The organism is Sphingomonas sp. Root720 (assembly GCF_001428605.1).
Lineage (GTDB): Bacteria > Pseudomonadota > Alphaproteobacteria > Sphingomonadales > Sphingomonadaceae > Rhizorhabdus.
Map to the genome: position 1 here is coordinate 291367 of NZ_LMID01000001.1, position 20568 is coordinate 311934.

General features: G+C 61.7%; 13 protein-coding genes and 2 pseudogenes. 7 read left to right on the top strand and 8 right to left on the bottom strand.

What is annotated here, in order from left to right:
- The first annotated feature begins 259 nt into the window (after positions 1-259).
- Positions 260-2389: a TonB-dependent receptor gene (locus ASE22_RS01400; protein WP_056353947.1), complete on the top strand. Its 2130-nt coding sequence runs from the start codon at positions 260-262 to the stop codon at positions 2387-2389.
- A gap of 214 nt (positions 2390-2603) precedes the next feature.
- The gene (locus tag ASE22_RS01405) at positions 2604-3869 is read left to right on the top strand and encodes a spinster family MFS transporter (protein ID WP_235537499.1); all 1266 of its coding nucleotides are present in this window, start codon (positions 2604-2606) and stop codon (positions 3867-3869) included.
- Positions 3870-3935: 66 nt separating this feature from the next.
- Here the strand turns inward: ASE22_RS01405 and ASE22_RS01410 are convergent, their stop codons facing one another.
- The 6 genes and pseudogenes from ASE22_RS01410 to ASE22_RS01430 form a co-directional block, all read right to left on the bottom strand.
- Complete coding sequence (locus ASE22_RS01410) at positions 3936-4709, bottom strand: creatininase family protein (protein ID WP_056353952.1); 774 nt, start codon at positions 4707-4709, stop codon at positions 3936-3938.
- A 1-nt stretch (position 4710) separates the two neighbouring features.
- A complete protein-coding gene (locus ASE22_RS01415) occupies positions 4711-5463 on the bottom strand; it encodes an enoyl-CoA hydratase/isomerase family protein (protein WP_056353957.1) in 753 nt (250 codons plus the stop codon).
- Between the two features lie 167 nt (positions 5464-5630).
- Complete coding sequence (locus tag ASE22_RS01420; RefSeq protein ID WP_082545794.1) at positions 5631-7361, bottom strand: long-chain-fatty-acid--CoA ligase; 1731 nt, start codon at positions 7359-7361, stop codon at positions 5631-5633.
- A gap of 286 nt (positions 7362-7647) precedes the next feature.
- A pseudogene (gene tnpA / locus ASE22_RS01425) lies at positions 7648-8066 on the bottom strand (IS200/IS605 family transposase).
- A 148-nt stretch (positions 8067-8214) separates the two neighbouring features.
- Positions 8215-8493: pseudogene (locus tag ASE22_RS27420) on the bottom strand (Lrp/AsnC family transcriptional regulator); the annotation flags it as partial.
- Positions 8494-8655: 162 nt separating this feature from the next.
- Positions 8656-9240: an amidohydrolase family protein gene (locus ASE22_RS01430; RefSeq protein WP_414894450.1), complete on the bottom strand. Its 585-nt coding sequence runs from the start codon at positions 9238-9240 to the stop codon at positions 8656-8658.
- A gap of 66 nt (positions 9241-9306) precedes the next feature.
- Between ASE22_RS01430 and ASE22_RS27960 the strand changes: the two genes are divergently transcribed.
- The 5 genes from ASE22_RS27960 to ASE22_RS01450 all read left to right on the top strand — a co-directional run bounded on the left by ASE22_RS27960 (position 9307) and on the right by ASE22_RS01450 (position 17571).
- Positions 9307-9555 (top strand): phage integrase central domain-containing protein, encoded by a 249-nt coding sequence (locus ASE22_RS27960; RefSeq protein WP_414894451.1) that lies wholly within the window; start codon positions 9307-9309, stop codon positions 9553-9555.
- A gap of 424 nt (positions 9556-9979) precedes the next feature.
- On the top strand, positions 9980-12481 hold the full coding sequence (locus ASE22_RS27425; RefSeq protein WP_056353962.1) for a helix-turn-helix transcriptional regulator: 2502 nt from the start codon (positions 9980-9982) through the stop codon (positions 12479-12481).
- Entirely contained in the window at positions 12478-14931 is a 2454-nt protein-coding gene (locus ASE22_RS01440) for a helix-turn-helix transcriptional regulator (protein WP_056353965.1), read from the top strand. The genes ASE22_RS27425 and ASE22_RS01440 overlap by 4 nt, the downstream gene beginning before the upstream one ends.
- 137 nt (positions 14932-15068) lie before the next feature.
- A complete protein-coding gene (locus ASE22_RS01445; RefSeq protein ID WP_056353967.1) occupies positions 15069-16796 on the top strand; it encodes an N-acyl-D-amino-acid deacylase family protein in 1728 nt (575 codons plus the stop codon).
- 1 nt (position 16797) lies between these two features.
- Entirely contained in the window at positions 16798-17571 is a 774-nt protein-coding gene (locus tag ASE22_RS01450) for an IclR family transcriptional regulator (protein ID WP_156397449.1), read from the top strand.
- On the opposite strand, the gene ASE22_RS01455 is transcribed toward ASE22_RS01450, so the two are convergent.
- The gene (locus ASE22_RS01455; RefSeq protein ID WP_056353973.1) at positions 17557-18744 is read right to left on the bottom strand and encodes an alpha-hydroxy acid oxidase; all 1188 of its coding nucleotides are present in this window, start codon (positions 18742-18744) and stop codon (positions 17557-17559) included. The two genes, ASE22_RS01450 and ASE22_RS01455, sit on opposite strands and share 15 nt — an antisense overlap.
- 2 nt (positions 18745-18746) lie before the next feature.
- A complete protein-coding gene (locus ASE22_RS01460) occupies positions 18747-20540 on the bottom strand; it encodes a thiamine pyrophosphate-requiring protein (protein WP_321163663.1) in 1794 nt (597 codons plus the stop codon).
- Between the last annotated feature and the right edge of the window lie 28 nt (positions 20541-20568).

Here is a 20568-nt window from a genome sequence, read left to right on the forward strand (position 1 = left end):
GTAAATTCTTGTAAAAAATAAGTACAAATTCGTTTTATATAAAACTTATAATAATAAGTTCGCAGGATTACAGCGCATTATTCATAATTAAATATACTTAATATTGCGCCTATAATAATATCGAGGGGCTTCTAGCGTTCAAATTACGCTCGCGCAGATGCGCGCGCTCGTTCGCCGCCCCCCGTTCGATCAATCAATGCGACGCAGGGCCTCGACCGAGGTATCTGCCATGAAGGGGAGTAACATGAGAAAATTTTCAATGCTGAAGACCTGCCTTTCGGGCGCGGCGACGGTAGGCCTGGTGGTGGGTGCCGCCTCGCCCGCCCTGGCTCAAGACCATTCAAGCGAAGAGAACGCCCAGCAGGGCCAACCCTCTTCCGCGAGCGAGATCATTGTCACCGCGCGGAAAAGAAACGAGCGGCTGAGTGATGTCCCCGAGACGATCACGGCCTTTTCCTCCGAAGCGCTGACCAAGGCAGGTATCGCCAATGTCGATGACATCGGCCGTCAGCTCCCCAACGTCGTGCTGAACCGACGGGGCGACAATGAACCCAACGCCGTCATCCGCGGCGTCGGCGGCTTCGGCAACACGCAGGGCGTAGGCTTCTACATCGACGACGTCCGCAACGTTACGGATCAATCGGCAAGGCTGATCGATCTTGAGCGCGTAGAGGTGCTGAAGGGCCCCCAGGGAACGCTGTATGGCGGTAGCTCCATTGGCGGAGCGATCAAGTTTGTCACGAAGAAGCCCTCATATGATGGCATCGAGGGGCATGTCACCGTCGAAGGTGGAGGCCAGGAGATCCTTAACCTCGAAGGCGCGGTTAACATACCGATCGCCGATGGCACCGCGGCCGTTCGCATTTCCGCATATGCCGATTCAAACGGCGGCTATCTGACGAACCCCCTGATTGTTGACACTCGTCCTGATGAGAGCAAGGAATATGGGGTTCGTGGCACGCTACGCCTCAACCCCGGTGAGAACACGGAAATTCTCGCCACGCTTCGTTACATTCGGATGAATAATGGTGGCTACCCCTATTATCCCACCAGCGGGCCGTCCGACTATTCGTTTGTCTCGCCGGGCATAACGAACGGCTTCAACCGCAAGCAAGTTTTGGGCGGCATCGTCTCCCTCAACCACGATTTCGACTTCGCAACTTTCACCTCGCTATCGTCATATACCCGCCGCGAGAACCGCATCCTTTGGGATTTCTCACTCACAGGCGATCCTGATACGTCGGTTGTCGCGTCGCAGGATGATCCGGTCGTATCGGATGTGGTGACGCAGGAGCTCCGCCTTGCATCCAATGGCGATGGTCCGCTCAGCTGGTTGGCCGGACTCTACTACAGCTCGTACTCGAACTACGATTTGCTGAGCCAGGTAGACCTGTTTTTCGGAGTGCCGGTGATCGGCGATCCGAACGTGCCGGACTTCTATGATACCAAGACCATGCAGCGGACATATGCCGGCTTCGCGAATATGGGATATAAGGCAGGCGGCTTCGAAGCCAATGTGGGTGCACGCCTTGACCACTCGACGTTCAAGGGCACCGACAATGCCACGGCGCAAACCGGCAAGATCGACAAAACCATCGTATTGCCGAAATTATCTCTAGCCTATAAGCCTTCACGCGACCTGATGGTCTACGCATCGCTCGCCAAGGGTTATGAACCGGGGAAAGTTCCGGTGTACGGCGACGGCGCCTTCCAGCCCTATAAGGCTGAGACATCTCTCAACTATGAAGTTGGCGTTAAGGGGGAGACGTTCAATCGTCTTTTCCAATACGAACTTTCCGGATTCTATATTACGTATAAGGATCGGCAGTTCGAGACCCGTGTCAATGAAAACGGCATCATTGTCGAGAAAATCGTAAACGTGGGCGATTCAGAATCCTACGGTGTGGAGTTTTCCGGAACTCTGCGACCGACGGATAATCTGACCATATCGGGAAGCGCCGGATATCTCCATTCAACATGGGAAAACGGCATTTACGACCTGGCAGATGTTAGCGGCAATAGAACGCCCAACGCTCCCCGCTTCACCGGAACGCTTAACGCCGACTATTCTCACCCGGTATCCGACAAGCTGAAAATCGGTTTGCGTGCCGATATCGTACATAACAGCGGATTCTATTGGGATATTCCCAACCGGACCCAGCAGGAAGACTACAACCTCGTAGGGTTCAGACTCTCTCTCGCAGACATCGATGATCGGTGGGAGCTGGCGGCGCGCTTGGTCAACGCGTTCAATGAAAAGTACAATTACGAATATCAGGATCAGATCAATTCCGAGATCGACCCGGTATCCGGCGCCTGCAACTTGTGCAGCAACGCGCGTATCGGCCAACCGCGCCTGTACACGGTTTCGTTTTCTTACAAGTTCTGACGAATATAAGGGGAGCATTCTGGAATGCTCCCCTTATGCAGTTTTACCTGAGCGTTACAAGCTAGGCCGCCACATGCTTTGGGGAGGAACCAACATGACTCCAGAATATTTCCGCGCTCGGAAGATTTGGGGGCCATGCCCTGCTGAACGTTTCTTACTGGGCGCATGAACAATGTCATTCAGCCCGATATATCGCCGCTATTCCCTCGCGATCTTGTTCCTGATCTATACGCTGAACTTCCTGGATCGCCAGATCGTGAATATACTGGCCGAGCCTATGAAGCGGGATCTTCATCTTGCCGACTGGCAGCTTGGATCGCTGACCGGCCTCGCCTTTGCGACCTTCTACGCCACGCTGGCATTGCCCATTGCGCGCCTAGCGGAGCGTTATGACCGCGTGAAGATAATCGCGGCCTCGACCGTGATCTGGAGTCTTTTCACGGGCTTGTGCGGCGTTGCCCACAGCTTCCTGCACCTGTTCCTGGCACGGATCGGCGTGGGCGTCGGCGAAGCCGGCTGCACTCCCGCCTCCCATTCCCTGATCAGCGATTATGTCCCGCGAGAGAAGCGCGCATCGGCGATGGCGGCCTTTTCCTTGGGCATTCCGGCCGGATCGTTGATCGGCATGACGATCGGCGGCCTGATCGCTGACAGCTTCGGCTGGCGTGCGGCATTTCTGGTCGTGGGCCTCCCCGGTGTAATCCTCGGCTGCGTCGCGCTGTTTACATTGCCCGAGCCCCGGCGCTCGTCGGCCAACAAGGTCGCAACCACTTCGCCGCCAGGCCTGCGTGCAGGCCTGAACGAGTTGCGTCGGAACCGCACCTATATCTGGTTGACAGCTGCCATGTCCGCGATGGCCTTCGTCACCTATGGTCATTTCGCGTTTCTGGGTTCGTTCTTCCTGCGCAACCACAACGATGATCTGGTGCATTTCGGGGGGCTGCTGGACAAGGCCCTCGGCCTTTCCCTCGGCCCCGTCGGGTTCATGGGGACCGCGCTGGGTCTGATCTTCGGAATATTCGGCGCAGCAGGAACATGGCTTGGTGGAGCGTTGACCGATCGCGCGGCGAGCGACGATGTGCGGGCCTATGCGACAGTGCCGGCAATTGCCGCTTTCCTGCTGCCGCCCTCGATGCTCGCGACCTATCTTGCATCCGGCGCATTGGCGGCCCTGGCTCTGCTGAGCATACCCATTTTGCTTCAGGCGATCTACTATGGCCCGCTCTTCGCCAGCGTCCAGAGTCTGGTCCAACCGAGCAACCGGGCGACAGCGGCCGCGATTTTGCTTTTCTTTGCCAATCTGATCGGCCTCGGTCTGGGCCCGCTCACGGTCGGTCTGTTGAGCGATCTGCTCGCGACCCACATCGGGAGTGCCAGTGGGATACGCTGGTCGTTGATCATCAGCTCCTTTGTCTATGTTCCAGCGGCCGGAGCTTTTCTGATAGCACGCCGGACGATCCGCGAGGATATGGTGAGTTGATGGGCTTCCCCTGATTGGCCGGCCTATTCCAACGTCTCTATTGACGGATTGCCCGCAGAATAGGCCTCAGTCAGTGTCGGGATGGGAAAAGGCCTCAACCAGAAGCGTAGCGATACGCTCAATGCAGTGTCTGCCGATGGCGACGGTGGAGCCGTGCGGATCTCCCAAAATGCCGTTGGCGCTCAGGGCGCGAAGGCCCTTCTGCCACATGAGCTCGAGCTCGGATTGCGACAGCAGGCCGAGCTTGCCAGCTTGATAGGCGTGCGGGCGCACCCGATCGGGATGGATGTCGAGCATGACGGAAGTCTCGGCGAGATCGGCATGACCCCCGACCTTGATCGGTTCCCCGCCTGCTTCAGCCACGGCGTCACGCCAGGTCTCGAGCCAGGCGCGGGAATCCGTGAAAGCCGAAACGCGGCATGTCGGCGCCACGGCCGACTTCAAACGGGGCAGCATTTCCGCTAAAGGAGGGCAATTGCCCACATGCGCCGTGAAGATCAAAATGCGGTCGAACCCGTGCCTCGCAAGGCTCGTGCAATAATCGCTGACGACCCTCTCGAATGTCTCGTCCTTCAGCGAGATCGTGCCGGAAAACTCCAGATGATGGGATGAGCAGCCGACCCTGATGGTCGGAGCGACCAGGGCCTGTCCAACACGCTTGGCCAGGAGAATGCCCAGATGGTCTGCATGGTCCGCGTCTACGCTGAGCGGCAGATGCGCGCCATGCTGCTCGACAGCGCCGCACGGAATGATGACGGTGCGGATACCGCTTTCGACCGCCTTCGCCACCTCGACCGACGTCATCAGCTCAAGCCGAAGGTTCTCGTGGTCTTGCGTCATGCTATTTCGCCTTACGCCGGAGGAACTGCTCTCTGGCGGCCGCGGTTTCCGGTCGATTCATGTAAGCAGCCATATCGTCGATCGTCCGGCTCTCCATCTGGTCGTCCGTCATGCCCTCTCCGTCCGTGAATGACCGCTTGATCGCTGCGAAGAGATGTAGATCTTTGGCGCGAAGTTTTTCCGCCTGCTCCCTTGCGCGACCGTGCAGTTCGCCGAGGCTGACCACCTCGTTGATGAGGCCGATCTCGAGCGCCTTGGCTGCGCCCACAAGTTCGCCGGTGTAGAGCATTTGTTCGGCAACGCGGCGCCCAAAGCAGTTCATCGCCCGACGCATGCCCTTGGCGGCAGGCAGCAGCCCATTGTTGATTTCGGGAAAGCCGAACTGCGCGTTCTCGCTCGCGACAACATAATCCGAATGGAGGACCAGCTCGATGCCCGCCCCCACCGCGTAGCCGTTGACTGCACTGACGACGGGTGCGCCGTAGCGCTCCTGCTCTACAAGCAATCGGTGAAATGCGCGCATCCGCGGGATGGCGAGGTCCGGGCTCGTCGTCACCTCGCCGATGTCACCGCCAGCGCAGAAGAAACGCTCACCCGATCCCGTGAGGACGATGGCGGGAGCATCGGCCTTCTGGCGCAATTCGGCAAAGCGCTCGACCAGCTTCCCGAGCAGATCATAGGTCAAAGCATTGGCAGGAGGGCGATCGATGGTCAGCCATTCGAGCGTTGGAGAGAGGCGATCGATTCTCAGCATGGCGCATCCTTTTTCAGGCTTGGCGTTCTAACTTTTCCCGCGCGGCACAATCTGCCGAAGGTCACGATCGACGACACCGCCGCGCAGGACGATGTTCCGCGGATTTCTCTGCCAGCCGCGTCGAGTTCGGCGGGCTGGCGACAGCCCCCTCTGGAGGCCCCCCATTCCTATCCGGTTGTACCGAGGCCTGAACGGTGATCGGCCGAAGGCGCCATGGCGAACTGGGCACGCAGCCTCTTCTTGTCGATTTTGCCGACACTGGTTCTCGGGAGTTCCGAAACGATCGCAAACCGTTCCAGCTTCGCGTAGCGCGTGATTGAGCCTCTCGCGATGACGGCCTGTATCGGTGCATTGATAGCCGGAAGTGTGACGTCGTGCCCGAAGGCGGGCACGATCACGGCGAGCGGCCGCTCGCCCCACTGATCGTCCGGCACTGCGATTACGGCCACTTCGGAAACGCCGGCTGCACCGGCTATGATGGCTTCAAGCTGGATGGAGTCTATCCACTCACCACCGCTCTTGATGACATCCTTCAGGCGATCACATATCGTGACATTGCCTTGCGGATCTATCGTGGCAACGTCCTGCGTGTGAAGCCAGCCGCCGCGCCAGAGTGCCTGGGACCCGGCGTCGTCGCCCACGTAACAGGGAGTCAGCCAAGGCGCGCGAACCACCAGTTCACCCCGGGCGAGCCCGTCATTAGGGAGCGTGTTCATGTTTTCGTCGACGATCCGGGTCGAGACCAAGGGAATGGGCACGCCCGCGCGGGTCAGCAGATAGCCTTCGTCAGCCGCGCCCGCATCGGTTCGCGGTGCACGACGGGTCACGGTAAGGATGGGCCCAGTTTCGGACATGCCATAAGCACAGACCAGTTCCATGCCCCGCAGCCGCCCTTCCTGGAAAAGGGCTGGCGTCAGAGCGGATCCGCCGATCACCATCATCCATCCCGAAAGGTCGGTGCTCGATTCCTCTGCGGCGGCAAGGATCATCTGAAGCACCGTGGGCACCCCATGGGAATAGGTGACGCCGTGTTCGGTGCGAAGCTTGCAGATCATCCCCGCCTCATAGCGTCCGGGATATACCTGCTTCAGCCCCAGCATTGTCGCGACATAGGGCATGCCCCAGGCATGCACATGGAACATTGGGGTAAGCGGCATGTAAACATCGTCGATGCCAAAGCCCCGATGCCGCGTGTCTCCCGAATGGCCGCACAAGGCCATCGCATGAAGAACCAACTGCCGGTGGCTGAAGCAGACTCCCTTGGGGTTGCCCGTCGTGCCGCTCGTGAAGAAGGTGGTTGCTATCGCATTCTCATCGAAGTCCCTGAACGGGAAGTCCGCGCTGGCGGCCGCGCTCAGCACCTCATATTCCCCCGCCGCCCATGCCGGCAGCGGTTCGTCGCTTCCGTCCATGATGGCGACGACCGCCTTCAGACCGGGGAGGGACTTCCGGATATCTTCTACGAGATGAAAGAAGTCCCGGTGGACGAGAATGACGCAGGGGTTGGCGTGTACCAGAGTGTAGAGGATTTGATCGAGAGACAGGCGAACATTCACCGACTGCAGGACCGCGCCCATCATGGGAATGGCGAAATATGCTTCGAGATATCGATGGCTATCCCAGTCCAGAACCGAGATCGTCTCTCCTTCCTCACCTCCAAGTGAGGAAAGCAGCGAAGCGAGCCTTCCTATGCGTCGGACGAACTCCCGGTAGGAGTAGCGAACCTTGTCGCGATAGACGATCTCCTGATCCGCAGACGTGATCAGTGCACGATCGAGCAGATGGCCGATGGTCAAAGGGTATCTATACGTCTCCTCGCATCCTTCGGCAAAGCGTAAGCCCACATCATTCTCCACGGTTTTCACCTGAGCGTTACCGGCCAGGCGATATTGGGCCATCCGCATAGTTCCCTCCCCTGTCGCAGCATGGCGCAGGTGGCGCGCGGCGCGCCTCTGCCAAATGATCGAGCGAGCGCTCGTCGGCCGCTGCCGCAATGGAGTGCCAGGGAACTGAAGCGAATAGCTGCTGGCCGGAAGCTAGAGGGCGCACGAGAAAGTTTAGTTTCGAAGGCTACACCCGCACCCCGCGTTTGGAGCATGACGTGCCGGGTGAGGTGAGTTTGCCGGGACACAATGCCGCGCTCACGGCACCATCTGAACGACTGACCGGCTGACGCCGGTAGGGTCATCGGGCGGGGCTGAAGCGTTGCTTGTGGGTATGTCGGTCGAGATATCGCATGATGATATCATCGGTGATGTTGCCGGAGTGATTGAGAAATAGCCCCTCTGCCAGAAGCGCTGCCCCCAGTAGCGGGCTCGGATATGCTCGAACTCCTGCTGGATCTTGCGCGACGAGCGGCTCTTAGCGCGACGGACAAAATCGCTGACCGAGACGTGCGGCGGGATTTTGACGAACATATGGACGTGGTCGCTCGACAAGACGCCGTTGATGATCATCACGCCCATCTCCGCGCATACCTGCCGGATGATCTCGCGAACCCTCAGGCGAACCTCGCCGCGGAGCACCTTGAACCGGTATTTCGGTGCCCAGACGAGATGGTAGCGATGGTGGAATGTCGTGTGACAACCGGTCAAGTAGCCCATAGCCATGCGAACGTCGGAGAGAGGTTTGCGGCTGCACGATCTTGGCTCGCGATGTCCGACGGAAGCGCAGTCCGATACACCACTTGCCTAGACCAAAGCTCGTTGTGACCTGGGATACGCCAGAAATCCTGGTGAGTTTGTGCCTAAGAAAATATTCGAAATCGTCGAGAGAGCGAACCAGCACCCGGAGATGATAATCAGCGTCTCCTGACATCAAATAGCATTCCATGACCTCGGCGATCTCTGAAATCTCCTGCTCGAATATGGCGAGATGCTTGTTATCCTGGCTGTCGAGCCGAACGCGAACAAAGGCTGTCACTGCCAGGCCGAAGGTCTCGGGGTCGACAAGGGCGACATAGCGCGAAATCACGCCTCGATCCTCAAGCTGGCGCAGCCGCCGAAGGCACGGTGAGGGCGAGAGACCCACCCTGTCGGAGAGTTGGGAGATCGCCGATCGCGGCGGCCAAACCGGCAGATTTTTAATGGCTCAATGGCATTGGTGGGTCCTGCCCGAGCACTCGAAGCTTTGCGGGCGCGATGCCCACCTCCCGTGCCCCCCTGGTCTGGGGCTGCCAGACTGGGCAATTGCCTAGGGTGTTGACCGTTTGGTGCCAACGCCCGGGAAACGCGTCCGGTCTATGGCGCCATTTTCGTTCATGATCACACCGCCGACGAGCACGTAGCGATATCCAGTCGACGCACGCAGCGGCATCTCATGGGTCGCGTTGTCCCTGACGGTTTCGGGATCGAAAACAACAAGATCGGCGTCCGCGCCGACTTGGACGCGCCCCTTGCGGGCCATGGCGGGCGCGATCTTCTCGAGCCGCCTGGCCGGCACGATCGTCATCTTGGCAAGCGCCGTCTTGAGACCGATCAACCTGCGCTCCCGAACATATAGCCGAGGTACGCGCGAGAAACTGCCCGCGCCGCGAGGATGGACGTTGGGCCGGTCCATCGGCAGCCCGTCGGAAGCAATGGCGACCTGCGGATCGAGGACGGCCGCGTCGACGGCCGACTCCGGGATCACGAAGATCACCACGCCGCCGGCGGGATCCGACTTGCGATATCTGGCGAAGGTTTCGGCCGTCAGCCGTTCGCCCGTGGCCGCCCATTGGAAGTCGCCATAATCGATATGGGCGCGCTCCCGCCGGTCGTCCGCCGCAATAGCTTCCACAACGTCGCCGACGAGTAAATCGAGAAGTGCGAGCGCGAGGCTCTGTCCGAAGTCACGATCAATACGATACGCTGGCAGCTCGGCAAGGCCTTCCCGGATCTCGGCGCCCTCCCCATCGAAGCCACCCGTCCGAAGGCTGCGCTCGCGGTGCTGAAGAAGGTCGAGGCCGTGGGCGCGCTCGAGACCGCCCATCGCCTTCGCAGCGTGCTCAGCCGGGTGTTTCGGTACGCGGTCGCCACCGTCCGGATCAAACGCGATCCTGCCGCTGACCTGCGCGGCGCCACGCAACGCCCAAGGCGACCAACCTCGCAGTAATCACAACTGCGGGAAGCATCCGTCCTCATCCGCGCGATCGAACAATATGGCTTCAGCGGTCTTCCATTCTCATCTGGCTAACCGACAGCAAATATGGTCCATCGCGATTAGTGAAGATAAAGTCGGCATGCGCATGCCGCTCAATAAAGAGACGCGCCTAATAGGCAAGCCGCCTACCCTATACGTGAGCCCATGGTCATCCCAGCCGGCAAATCAGCCTCCATGCGATCAGGCTCCATGCGATCAGGCTCCATGCGATCAGGCTCCATGTATCTGCCTGCTGTTTCAGCCGAGATGGGCGCTGCATCCGAATCGCATCGAAGGCGGTGCGGCAGCGTGGTAACGGCGCCCGATTGCCATTAGACGAACAACTGTATAATAAGTGATCGTCAGTCGCCTAATAACGGCGGCGATGGAGAGAGCGATGCAGAATGAGCAGCTCATTGGCGCGCGCGCGCCCTTGATCGATTGCGATCATGTGCTCACCGATATGCCCCGGTTAAGGACGGGCTTCATGTTGCGCGAGCGCTTCAAGCTTCCCGATCCATACCCCGCGGGTTTCACGGGCATTCTCGCCCCCACCGGCTTCGGCAAGACGCAGCTGCTGGCTTACTGGTTCTACGAACTGCGCTCGCGCGACGTCGATACGCTGTGGCTCTCGGGCAAGGATCTGGATGGGCGCGATATGGCCCGGCCTTTCCGCTTCCGGATGGAAGCATCCAAGGCCGCCCAGCGCGCCGTCTTCATCGATGCGCTCGACGATGCTTGCTCGCCGGATCTGCTGGCACCCCTAATCGAGCGGGGCGTTGCGATCTTTGTGGCCGGGAGTGAGGCGCTGCGCTCGTCCCTGCCCTTCACGCGGATTATCGATCCGGAGGAATTGCGGTTTGATAGGGCCGAGGCGGCGTTCTTCGTGCGGCAGCGGGCTGGCGGAACGACATGCTCGCCGAACGATCTGGACCGCTGCGCTGGCATCCCCGCCCTGCTCAATATCGCCGTTGCGGATATGGGCCGCCTGCCCCGCAAGCTATCGCTGGCGCGTGGCGAGCAGGGCCTGGCCTCGGAATGGCTGATGGCTGCGCTCGCCAGGCTGACGCAGGAAGAGCGGGATTTCCTGTCCAGCATCGCCCTCTTCGACGCCGTGTCTCCGCAGCTGGCCAATCATATCTCCGAGAGGCGGGACGGCAGTCGTCGACTGGCGCGGCTGGCGATCCGAACCCCGCTGTTCATGCGATCCGGCCGAAATGCCTTTGCCCTGATCCCGATTGCCCGCGATCATCTCAACGGCCTGTCGCCGAACACCGTCCGCAGAAACCGCACCCATCGCTTTACCGCACGATGGTTCGCGGAGCATGGCGCCTATGCCGAGGCGATCCATCACGCTCTGGCCGGCGGCGATCAGGCCTTCGCGTTGAGCCTTATGGAGCCCCATCTGCTCGAGCTAGTCGCCGCAGGCGAGCTCGAACGCGCGCTCGACTGGATTTCCTCGATCCCGCGCGATCAACTGATCGCATCGCAGGATCTCTGCCTCGCCGTTGCGCTGACGCATCTCATTGCGAAAAATCTCGAACGGGCCCGCTGGGTTCTGGCGCATCTGACAGCCGATCACCGGCTGATCGTGCGGGCGCTTTATGCATCCCGGCGGGATCATTATGATGAGGTCGAAACGCTGCTCGCCGCTGTCTCCGCGCCGGAACGCCTGACGAAGATCGCCGCCGCCTGTTACGCAAACATGCGCCGCTGCGCCGATTCCAAGCGGGGCCTGTGGACATCCGCACGCAGCACCATGCCTGCCAGCCCGGTGCGGAGCGATGATGCGCCGCTGCGCCTCACTCGGTCGGTCGCCGTGTTCCTTGATGCCGAACGGTTGCTCACCGTGGGCCGCGCCGACGATGCGGTCGCCGCGATCGAACCGCTGGTGGAGGAATGCGAGGCGCGGCTTGGTGGAGCGGCCAGCCTTACCGCGCTCGCATCCTCCATGCTGGCCGCAGCCTATCTGCAGGCGGGCAAGGTCGATCAGGCCGCCACGCTGCTGGTCGAACGGCTCGATGCGATGGCGGGGCACAGCATCCCCGGCGTGATCTACACCAGTTTGCTGACGGCCGCGCGGCTGGCCGCATTGCAATCCAACTATACAAAATGTCTCGATCATCTGGATCGGCTCGAGATGATCGCGCTCGAACAGGACTTTCCCCGCCTGCGCGCCTTGGCGCTGGCGGAACGTGTCCGTGTCTATGCGCTCGGGCGCCAGCAGATGCTCGCATCGTTCACGTTCGGAACGCTGGAGAAGGTCCAGCTAGAGATCGCCAGGGATATGCCGATCGACGCAGCCCGTATCGATCTGGAGGTATTGCTGGCGCGCGCGCATCTGCTCAGTTCGTTGGACAAGCAGGAAGAGCTGGCGGCAGTGCTGGACCAGGCCGCAGCCGCGGCACAGCAGCTTCGCCGAACCATGGATCTCGCGGAGATCGAGGCGCTTCGCACGGCGCGGGCAGGCGGGCCGCAAGATGCGCCGTCGGGCAAGGGCTGGCGCATCGGGACCGCCGACTGGCGCTCGCTGATGGCCCGCCTAGGGATCGAGCGGCTTCCCCTTGGATCGCTCCGCACCGACGCGGCCGAAGACACCGGGATAGAAGTACTGGAGAAGCCGGTGATGGTCAAACTGACCTCGCGCGAGCAACGTGTCCTCGAAGGGTTGAGCAACGACCTCTCAAACAAGGCGATCGCCCGCGATCTCAAGCTTAGCAGCGAAACCGTAAAATGGTATGTCAGCCGCCTCTTCGACAAGCTGGGCGCTAATGATCGCCGCCACGCGGTCAACCGGGCCAATGCCCTGGGGCTGCTTCGGCTTTCCTTTTCGCGCGCGCCACGCGATGCCGGCGGCGGCGAGCTCACTGCGCTACGCGCAGCTAGGATAGGGCGATGAAATCCCAGCTGCCGGAAGACTGGTTTGACAACAGCTGGCAAGCACGGCTTGATCAGCAGCTCGACCTGCTCGACGACTTCGAGGTCCTGGCGATCCTGGCGCCGCCCGGCTTCGGAAAGAAACGCACGCTCGATCGATGGCGGCGGCTGCTGACGGCAAGTGGCAAATCCGTCTGCAGCCTGGATGCGTCGGCGCCACAAAGCCATTCAGGTTTTTCGCCTTATTCGCGGGAAGCCGCCGAAACCTTTCTGCAGGCCAATCCCGATGGCGGCATTCTCATCGTCGATAATCTCCATCATCTCGACGACCGGAATCTGGAAGCGCTCGTTGAACTGCTCTCCGATATGCCGAACGGCTTCGGCGCGATCCTGAGCGCCGTTGATCTCGACATGAAATGGCTGATGCCGCTGGTGGCAGGTGGCCAGTTGCGCATTCTGGACGAAGCGCTTCTCTCGCTCACCCTCACGGAAACCGCCGAGCGCGTTAAGCGCTTTTCCGGCGCGGACCTACAGGGGCCCGCCTTGCGGCATCTTTTCGCGATAACCGCCGGCTGGCCGATCGCCGTCGAATGCGCCGCCGAGCATATCAGCCAGGCGACGCAGCCGCTGGAGGAGTCCCTGCGCCTGCTGGGCATATGGCCCTCGATCGAAGCGTGGATCAGGGACAATATCTGGTCCACGCTCGATGCGATGGAACACAGCTTCCTGCTCGAACTCTCAGTTCTGACCGAGAGCCTCGACGATCATGCCCTGATCGCCAGTCTGACCGGGGTGGAGGATGTCAGTCATCTCATCGAACGCCTGACACGGCGGACATCCTTTTTCCGCTATGACGGCGAAGGCCGGACCGCCTTGAGCCCGATAGGCATGGCTTTTCTCGTCACCGTTGCCGAGCGCCCGGCTCAGTATCGCAAGCTTCATAGCAACGCCGCGCGTATACTTATCTCTCGCCACCATCATCACGCCATCGGACACGCGCTCGCCGCTGGCGAGATGGAGCATGCGGTGAAGCTGATCGACGAAATGCTGGCGGAGCTGGCGGCATCCGGCGAAGGGCGGATCGCCAAGCAATGGCTTTCGCAAATCTCGCTCGATCTGCTTCGCAGCCCCTCGACGATCTACGCCCTGGGAATGCTGGGAGATGCCACCGCGGTCCGGACCTGCCTAGAGGCGCAGGGTATCGATGGACCGGCTTCGAGCGGGCTTACCGACGAGCATCTGGTAATACTGGCGATGCTGGCGACGCTGGACGACGATCCGGACAAGGTGGCCTCTCTGCTCCAAAGGATCAGTGGCAGCAGGCCCCTTCCCGCGCTGCTGGACACGGCGCTTCGCAATCTCGCGCGCTGGCTTGCGCAGCAGTCCGGCGAGGTCGAGCTTTTCGTATCGAACAGCCTGCCATCGGACGACGCGCGGCGCCACGCCGGCAACTTCGGCTTCCGCTGCTCCACCGGGTTCCGCGATGGGGAAGCCCTGCTCGATCTTGGCCAGGCGACTGCCGCCATCCGCGTGCTCCAGCCGATGCAGGCGCTTGCGGAGAATCGTCTCGGCCGTGACGCTAATGCCACCCTTCAGCTCACCGCCGCCCTCGCTGCCGCGCACCGCCAATCCGGGCGTGAGGAAGAGGCGCGGCAACTCCTCACGCATTGGGGGGAGGCCGAGCTGGATGGGATCAACCCGTCGGCGCTGCAAATGGGATATATAACCGCAGCCAGGCTCGCGGCGGCCGAAAACGGCTTCTCCGATGCCCTTCGCTATCTGACCATTCTATCGGACCAGGCGCAAAGCCGGGGCCTGCACAAGGTCCATGCCCAGGCGCAGGCGGAGGCCGGGCGGATCGCGATCATGGGCGGCCGAGCGATGCTCGCCTTACAGGCCGAGCGCGCCTTGCGCACCATCATCGACGCGTCAGCCGCCCTCGGGCCGATCCGGCAGGATCTGACGCGGCTGAGCGCCTTGCTCGGCCTCGCGCAAATGGCGTCTTGGCTCCGCCAATGGGACAATGCCCGCCTCTGGCTCACCGAAGCCGATGAGATCGCCAGGCGACGCGGGCGCGCCTATGACCGCCTGATGATCGCGGAGCTGCTCGCGCATTGCGGTGGCGCGCAACCGGCATCGCCTCTCGAACGGGCCCGCGATCTGAGCATCGACGAAGCCGATGCGGGCGTGCTGCAAGCGGACATGGCAGTTCTGTACAAAAGCCCGGCCGCCCATGCTTCGATCAAGCCTAAAGCCGCTCCCCATTCCGCCGAGCCCGGCGTCATCCTCACGCTGAAAGAGCGTGAGGTGCTCGAACTCATGGCGCGCGGCTTCACCAAGCAGCGGATCGCGGAGATGCTGACGGTCTCCGGCGAGACCATCAAGTGGCACCAGAAGAACATCTACGCGAAATTCGACGTCGGCGACCGTCATAATGTCCTGAAAAGCGCCGAAGCCCTAGGTTTTCTCTAAGTCCGACCGCCCACGTTCGGGCACCATTGCCGCAGTGCAATTTACTCCATAGAGTAAAATTTACTCCACATAGTATTTTCCATGGACGCTATGCCGATCCCGATTATGCCCGATGGCATCACAGTCGGAGCAGCGTCATGCTAGATATGGTCATTCGAAACGGTCTTATGTTCGACGGGCGGGGAAGCGCGCCCGTCCGGGCCGATATTGCGATCTCGGGGGACAGGATCGTCCAGGTCGGCGTCGTCGACGAAAAAGGCCGGGAAGAGATCGACGCGGCCGGCCGGATCGTCACCCCGGGCTGGGTCGATATTCATACCCATTATGACGGCCAGATTACCTGGGATGCGCGCGTGACCCCGTCGTCGACGCTGGGCGCGACGACCGTCGTCACCGGCAACTGCGGCGTGGGCTTCGCCCCGGTGCGGCCCGGCGATCGGGATACGCTCATCCGGCTGATGGAGGGGGTGGAAGATATTCCCGGCTCGGCCCTGTCGGAAGGCATGTCCTGGGATTGGGAAAGCTTCCTCGAATATATGGATGCCGTTGAGCGGTTGCCGCACGATATCGACGTCGCGGTACAGGTGCCGCACGGCGCGCTCCGCGTCTATGTCATGGGCGATCGCGGAGCGAACCGTTCGGCGGCGACCGACGCCGAAAACCAGCAGATGCGAGCCTATTTGCGGGATGCCATCCGCGCGGGCGCGCTCGGCTTTACGACCACGCGCACCATTCTGCATCGCACCGCGGACGGCGACTATACGCCCACCTTCCGCGCGGCCCGCGCGGAGATGGAAGCAATCGCCGGCGGTATGGCCGACGCCAGGGGCGGCGTCATGCAATGCGTGAGCGACTTCTACCATATGGAGGAGGAGTTTCAGCTGATGCGCGATCTGACGCGCATCTCGGGCCAGCCGCTCACCTTCTCGCTGATCCAAGCGGAGGCCTTTCCCGATCAGTGGCGCGAACTTCTCACACGCCTCGAAGCGGCCGTGGCCGATGGCTACCCGATCAAGGCGCAGGTCGCGGGGCGGCCGGTGGGCCTTATGCTCGGCCTGCAGGGGTCCGCCCATCCCTTCATCAGTCGGCCCTCCTTCATCGAAATCCTAGACAAACCGCTGGCGGAGAAGGTCGCGATCATGCGCGATCCGGCCTTCAGGGCGAAGCTGGTCGCGGAGAAGCCGCTCGACGGCCATCCGTTCATCAACTCGCTCGTCGGTGCCTATGACAAGATCTACCTCATCAAAGGCGATGTCGATTATGAACCCGATCCCGCCACCAGCGTGGGCGCGCGGGCAAAGGCGGCGGGCGTCAATCCAGAAGAGATCGTCTATGACGCGCTGCTCGCCGATGAAGGCCGCGCCTTCCTTTTCTTCCCGATGCAGAACTATCACGAAGGCAATCTCGACAACGTCCGTACGATGCTGACTCATCCGGACACGCTATCGGCCCTGTCCGACGGAGGCGCCCATGTCGGCGCGATCTGTGACGTCAGCCTGCCCACCTTCATGCTTACCCACTGGTGCCGCGATCGTTCGCGCGGCCCGCTGCTCGATCTCGCCGAAACCATTCACGCGCAGACCTCGGAAACGGCGGAAGCCGTCGGACTGCTAGATCGCGGAGTGATCGCGCCGGGCTATCTGGCGGATATCAACGTCATCGATTTCGATCGCCTCAAGCTATCGGTGCCCTATATGGTTTATGATCTTCCCACGGGGGCGCGCCGGTTGATGCAGGATGCCGAAGGCTATGTCGCAACGATCAAGTCCGGCAAGGTGATCTACCGCGATGGCCAAGCCACAGGCGAGCTGCCGGGCCGCCTGGTTCGGGGGGCTCAGGGGGCGCCCGACATGATGGGCGCATGATGTGACGGGGCCGTCGTCCCGATCGGGTGACGCTGCGGCGGTCGCTCCCGCTAAGGCGGTCGGCGCAGTCACCGCGAGCTTGCGGATCCTGCGCTGCCTCGGCTGTGCCGATGGCCCGATGCGCCTGTCGACCATCGCGCGCGAGCTCGAACTGAACGTTTCGACGGTCCACAACATCCTTCGAACGCTGCACTTCGAAGGCGTCGTCAACTTCGATGCGTACAGCAAATGTTATGCGCTCGGTAGCGGTCTCGTCGAGCTGGCCGTGCCTTTGATCGAACAGCATGATCGGGCCGTTCGCTTCGGGCAGCTGATGCAAAGCGCGGCGGAAGACCTCGATGCGACGATCGCCCTGTGGCGGCGCGTCGATGATACGCTGGAACTCGTGCAGGCCGCCGAGTCATCCTCGCCGATGCGGATCACCTTCGCCGTCGGCCGTCGACTGCCGATGTTGCTGGGCGCTATGGGGCGTCTGGTCGCGGCCCGTCAAAGCTGGCCCGATGGCGAGTTGCGGAAGCGGTTCGATCTCATCCGCTGGGGCAATGCGCCCTCCTATGACCGGTGGCGTCGCGACATCGACGAGGCGCGCACGTCCAACGTCGCGGTCGACATGGGCAGCGTCAACCGGGGCCTCATAGGTATCGCCTTACCCGTCGAACCGGAAGGGCCGCTGACCCATATGGTTGCAGCGGTGATGTTCGACAGCGACGACGATCCGCATATCGACCGGGTCATTTCCCGACTCAGAAGCCTCGCGCCGCTAGCGCCAACCTGACGGCATCGCCGTTGCAGAAGGCACCGTCACATGGTTGGGCCCGAGCGCGGCCACGGTACGGCAACCGACGAGGCCCATCGCGCGGGATATCTCCTCGCGATACAAGAATAGTGCACGGGACGCGCCCTCATAGCCCGCCGCCGCAAGGCCATATAGCGTGCCCCGGCCGACCATCACGGCACGCGCACCCATCGCCAACGCCTTCACGATATCGGAGCCGCGCAGAAAGCCCCCATCGACCATCACGGCCAAGCGCTCGCCGGCCGCATCGACGACCTCCGGCAATGCCGCGATCGATGCCACGCAGCCATCGAGGCTCCGGCCACCATGGTTGGAAACGATGATGCCGTCGATCCCATGATCGGCGGCTATCGCTGCGTCCTCTCTCGTGGAAATGCCTTTCAGCACGAGCGGGCCCGGCCAGCGACGGCGCAGCTCGGCGATATCCTGCCAGGTGAAATCTTCGCCAAAGGCCAGGCCCGTGACGTCGGCATCCTTTTTGAACAGCTGGCCATGCCCCGGCGGCAGATTGGCAAAGCGCGGCATGCCCTCCAGCCAGTATCGTAGATAGGTGCCGATTAGCCATCCGGGATGGGCAAGTGTATCGATCACCGTCCGCAGCGTCGGCTTGATGGGAATGTTAAACCCGTTGTGGCGCATATATTCGCGGTTCGATGCGATCGCCGAATCCATGGTGATCACCAGCGCCCCGGCCCGCGCCTCGGCAGCCTTCTCGACCTGGTAGTCGAACACGTCGCGGCGCTTTGTCGGATATATCTGGCACCAGAGCTTGTCGCGCCGCTCGGCGGGAAGATCGGCCAGCGCGGTGAAGCTCGTCGATCCCACGGTGTAGGGCACCCCGGCACGCAGCGCCGCCCGTGCGATCTCCACTTCGCCGCGATAATGCACCATGCCCGACAGGCCGGTCACGCCCACGATGATCGGCAATGGCAGCCGCTGCCCGAACAGCTCTATCGACAGATCGCGGTCAGAAACGTCGATCCCGACCCGCTGCCGCAGGAATATCCGCTTCAGGCTCGCCAGATTCTCGTGGAGCGTGATCTCATCTTCCGCGCCGCGCGTGATGAATTCGAACAGGCCATGGGGCAAGCGGCGGCGCGCCAGCCGTTCGAGATCATGGATATTATAGGCGGGGACGCGCTTGCTGCCCATGATCAGTTCGCCGGCCGCTCGGCCTGCGCATAACGCTGCGTCTCCTTCGATGTCGCGAGTTCCTTGCAGGTTATGAATTCGAGCAGGACGGGCACGCCCGCCTCGGTCTGCGCGATCGCGCGCCTGAGCGCCGGGACGATCTCGGCCGGGTCGGTCACCCGTTCACCATAGCCTCCGAAGGCCCGCGCCATGGCCGCATAGTCGCCCGAGATGTCGATCGTGCCGAATTTCTCGTGCGAGCGCTTCATGATGTGGGTCTCCATCGCCATGGAGAAATTATTGAACAGGATCGACAGGATCGGGATTCGTTCGCGCACGCAGGTCTCGAAATCCATGCCGGTGAACCCGATCGCCGCGTCTCCCCACAGGTTGATGCAGAGCTTGTCCGGGTGGGCTACCTTCGCCCCCATGGCGAGGCCGAGACCATATCCAAGCTGCGTGGTCTTACCCCAGCCGAGATAGCCCAGCGGCGTGACGGCCCGCCAGAAAGGCGAAAGCTGATCGCGCGGACTGCCAGCGTCATGGGTGATGACCGTATTCGCCACATCCACGGTCTTCATGAGATCCCCGATCACCCGATAGGGCGTGATCGGCGTCTCGTCGGACGTCAGCTTCGGCGCCCAGGCCGCCATCCATTCGGCGCGAACCATGTCGATCTCCTCGACCACGGCTGACCAGTCGCGCGCCTTCCCGTCCAGCCGGCGGTCGATCTCCGCGATCAGCGCATCGAGCGTGAGGGCCGCATCGCCCAAAATGCCGATCGTTACGGGAACCTCGTTGTCGAAATGCGCGGGATCGAGCGTCGCATGGATGAACCGCTTGCCGCGCGGCATCGGCACGCCGAACAGCGTTTTGGTGAAGCTGCAGCCGACGCCGAAGATCACATCGGCATTGTCGAGGAAATGGCGCACCGTGCGCGGCAGCGCCAAGCCGCCTGAGCCCAGCGACAAGGGATGAGTCTCGTCAAAGGCGCTCTTGCCTTCGAGGCTGGTCGTGACCGGCGCGCCGAGAGTTTCGGCGAGGCAGCACAACTGCGGCCAGGCCTTGGCATAATGGATGCCCTGGCCAGCATAGATGACCGGACGCTCCGCTGCGAGCAACATGTCCGCCGCTTCAACGATAGCATCCGGATCGGGGCCGGAGCGTACCTTGCGAACCGGGGTGTAACGCAGCGGTTCGGGCACCTCCTCGTCCCACATGTCGATCGGCACTTCCACCACGACCGGACCCCCGCGCCCCGAACGAAGCCGGCTGAAAGCACGCCGCATCACATCGGGCAGATGCTTGCCAGAGACGACCGGCTCGACCGACTTGGAAAAGCTCCGCAGGCTCACCGAAGAGTTGAAATTAGGCTCCACCCACGCCTCGTTGCGGGCATAGCCCATCGGGATGACGAGTATCGGAACCGACTCTCCGAACGCCTGCGCCACGGCGCCCATGCCATTCTCGATGCCGGGCCCGTGCTGCATGAAATAGACGCCGATATTCTCGCCGCTGCTCACGCGCGACATGGCATCCGCCATGTGCCCCGCGACGCGTTCCGAACGGGCGATGATTGAACGGATATCCGCATCGGCGGCGAATTCGGTGATCATGTTCACCGGATATCCAAAAATATACTCGACCCCTTCACGCTTCAAAATCTCGGCGATCGCCGCGCCCACCTTCATCGTTCGGGTCTCCGTCTCATGTGATGCCGAGGGGATAATGTTGCGAGCCGCCCGATCCCCTACCCGCTTCGGGTGGACGGCACGGGAAGCGCCACCAAAAGAAAGGGCCGACGGGATACCCGCCAGCCCTCCAAGGCAGTCGCCCCCTTGCTAC